This is a genomic window from bacterium (assembly GCA_040757115.1).
Classification (GTDB): domain Bacteria; phylum UBA9089; class CG2-30-40-21; order CG2-30-40-21; family SBAY01; genus JBFLXS01.
Window position 1 is genome coordinate 1 of record JBFLYA010000335.1, and the last position, 3380, is coordinate 3380.

Annotated in this window: 4 protein-coding genes; all 4 read left to right on the plus strand. The window is 32.8% G+C overall.

Features of this window, described 5'->3' with window-relative positions:
- Nucleotides 1–89: 89 nt before the first annotated feature.
- The 4 genes from ribE to pilM are packed head-to-tail and all read left to right on the plus strand — an operon-like array spanning nt 90 to nt 3350.
- A complete protein-coding gene (gene ribE / locus AB1422_18130) occupies nt 90–551 on the plus strand; it encodes a 6,7-dimethyl-8-ribityllumazine synthase (GenBank protein MEW6621218.1) in 462 nt (153 codons plus the stop codon).
- Nucleotides 552–974: a transcription antitermination factor NusB gene (nusB, locus tag AB1422_18135; protein MEW6621219.1), complete on the plus strand. Its 423-nt coding sequence runs from the start codon at nt 552–554 to the stop codon at nt 972–974.
- On the plus strand, nt 961–1998 hold the full coding sequence (locus tag AB1422_18140) for a hypothetical protein (GenBank protein ID MEW6621220.1): 1038 nt from the start codon (nt 961–963) through the stop codon (nt 1996–1998). The genes nusB and AB1422_18140 overlap by 14 nt, the downstream gene beginning before the upstream one ends.
- On the plus strand, nt 1995–3350 hold the full coding sequence (gene pilM, locus AB1422_18145) for a pilus assembly protein PilM (protein MEW6621221.1): 1356 nt from the start codon (nt 1995–1997) through the stop codon (nt 3348–3350). Before AB1422_18140 ends, pilM begins: the two co-directional genes overlap by 4 nt.
- Nucleotides 3351–3380 lie beyond the last annotated feature (30 nt).

Sequence of the window (3380 nt, forward strand, 5' to 3'; positions counted from 1 at the left end):
CTTTCCTACTCTCCTACTTCCTACTTTCAGGAGAATCCCCTATTTCACTGACCCATTACCAATTACCAAACTTAAGGAGGTTGGAGAAAATGAAGGTTTATGAAGGAAAATTAGAGGCAAAGGGATTAAAGATAGGAGTAATTGTCTCCCGATTTAACGAGTTTATTACATCTAAATTAGTTGATGGCTGTTTAGATGCCTTAGTTCGACATGGGGCAAAAGAAGATGATATTGAAATTGTTAAAGTCCCGGGTTCTTTTGAAATTCCATATATCGCAAAGAAAATGGCAGATATGAAGAAATATGATGCTATTATCTGTCTGGGAGTCATCATTCGAGGAGAAACGCCACATTTTAATTATATTTGTAATGAAGTCGCTAAAGGGATTGCGAATGTTTCGTTAGAAAGTGGTATCCCGGTCATTTTTGGAGTTATCACTTCAGATACAATCGAACAGGCGATTGAACGCGCTGGAACCAAAAGTGGTAACAAGGGATTTGATGCGGCATTATCAGCCATTGAAATGGCTAATCTATATAAAAGTGTCTAAATGAAAAGGAAAAGATCAAAGGCAAGAGAATTAGCTCTTCAGGTACTCTTTGCGATTGAAGCATCTCAATCTGAGCCAGATGAGGTCATTTCTATATTCTGGCAAGAGAATATGGATGTATTACCTGAAATTAAAGAGTTTGCTGATTCTTTAATTAGAGGGGTATTAAAAAGGTTATCCGAGGTTGACAACCTTATTAGTTCCCATGCGGATAATTGGGAATTTTCCAGAATAGCTATCGTTGACCGCAATATTATGCGAATAGCTACCCTTGAATTAATGGCAATGAAAGATATTCCTGGAGCGGTTGTGATTAATGAAGCCGTAGAATTGGCTAAAACTTATAGCACTCAGGACTCATCAAGGTTTGTCAACGGTATTTTAGATAAGATAAAGGAGGATATTAATCGTGTCAGGGTATAAATCAGGATTAATAGCCCTTCTCTTATTAATGGGATGCACAACGACATCTTCCCAGATAAAAAAAGAATCTATCCTTCAACACAACATAGCGGTTAAATATATCAGATTAGACCTCTGGCAAGATGCTAAACTCCATCTTTTAAAGGCATTAGAATTAGCACCTCAAGAGGCATCAATATATAATAGTTTAGGGGTTGTCTATGAATATTTCAATCTAAATGATAAGGCAAAAGAGGTTTATCAAAAGGCAGTCAGTTTGGCTCCAGATATTCCTGTGTATCAAAAGAATCTTAACTCATTTGAGAGAGAATGTCTTAATTCAACACAAACAACTACTTTAGAAAAAGAGACTCCATCGCATATAAAGATTTCGACGGTAAAAATTCCCATTAAAAGAATCCTGGAGTCCAAAATAAAGATTGATAAGATAAATCGAGTTGCCCTCTTTTCCTTTTCAAAAAATGAAGATGATAAAAATGCAATAAAAATTAGCCAGATGTTATCGCAGGTATTTAAGATGAATGTCCTTGAAGAAAACCCTTTTTATATCTTAGAAGATTATGAGATAAAAGATTTAACGCAAGAGGAACCCATTAGCCAGCAGGACATAGAAAACTCATCAAAAAGAATGCTTTTATACAAAATCTTATCTATTGATGGATTATTTGTCCTTAAAATTAATGAATTTAAGGACCGTAGATATAAAAAGTCGGAACTTAAAAATTATTATTCTGAAGAAAAAAAGGAATTTATATATTATTATCAACCTTATATTGAAAGGAATATTGAAATTAATATGTCAATATCATTTTTTGAAGCAACCACAGATAGACTTTTGTGGGATAAGGAATATAAAGATAATCTATCTAATACTTATGTAGGAGATGATGAAGAAAATATCCGACTATTTGATAAACAGCTATTTAAGGACTTTATAAATAAGTGTGTTGAGGATTTCATAATTGATATTAGCCCTCAAGAAAAGGTTTATGAACGAATATTAGTCATAGAAAATCAAAAATGATAAGTATAGGACTCACAATCAGTAAAGATAAGATTAATATTGCTCAGGTAAAAGGAACTTATCGGAAATTAAGTTCAATTAAAACTCAAGAGATACCAACAGATATTGGAGAAGCAGAAGTTGCTTTATATATAAAGCGATTTTTCAAGAAGAATAATATTAAAACAAAATATATCTGTTTGGGTCTTCCGAGAAGACAGATTTTAGTAAATATCATTGAATTACCCCCGATAAAAAAAGATTTAATCAGTCAGGCTCTAAAATATGAAGTTGAAGAACATATTCCATATCCTATTGAAGAGGTTTATTACGATTATCAGATTATAGGACAATTTGAGAAGAAAACTAATATTCTGTTAGTGGCGGTTAGAAAAGAAGTAGTTGACCCTTACTTACAACTTTTATCTCAAATCGAACTTAAGCCACTTTTTGTCGATGTAGAATCTTTTAGTATAATTAACCTGTGCCTTGAACTATTTTCTAATGAATTCAAACACAACACTACTCTGCTAATAAGTAGTGAAACTGATTGTAGTGAAATAAGTCTTTTAAAAAATGAGAAACTGGAGTTTACCAAAAGTCTTCCTTTCTTAACAGATGACACAGTTTTTTTAGAAGAGATAAAGAAAATTATTGATTACTTTCAAACCTCATCAGAGGGATTCAAAATTGATAAGATAATTCTTACTAAAGGAATATCAAATGGTATAGCCCAAAATTTAAAACAAGAATTAGGTATTTCAACAATAATTATTGACCCACTTGCGTCTTTGACCTCAGAGGGAGGAAACTTAGCCACAATTAGCTCGGCATGGCGAGGGATAAAAAAGGGGAAATTAAGCATTGACCTATCCCCAATGAAGGAGATTAGAGCAAAAGAACTACGAAAAACTAATTATATAAAGACAGGAATTTTAGTCACTCTAATCTTTATTTTATTAAATGGTATTTTTCATTTGAATCTAATAAGTAGAGAACGGAAATTAGAAACCATAGATGGAATTATCTCAAAAAATCAATCTCTCCTGAGTGAAATAGTGGAGATTCAAGAAGAATTTCAATTATTTCAGGGTGCAAAGGAAGATAAAATAGAATACCTGGATTTACTCCTTGAATTGTCCAATATTTTACCTTCTAATGCATGGATAAAGAATGTTACCTTTGAAAAAGACCAATTAAAGGAATTAAGCGGAACGACATTGGGTTCGGCATCTGCATTATTACCTATTTTAGAGGCATCACCTTATCTGAAAAATGTAGAATTTACCGGCAGTATTGTTAAACACCGGCTTGAAAATCAGGAGCTCGAAGAATTCAGTCTTAAAGCAAATCTGGTAAGTGGTAAAGAATAAGGAGTTACCAATTTATGGCTTCACGAAATT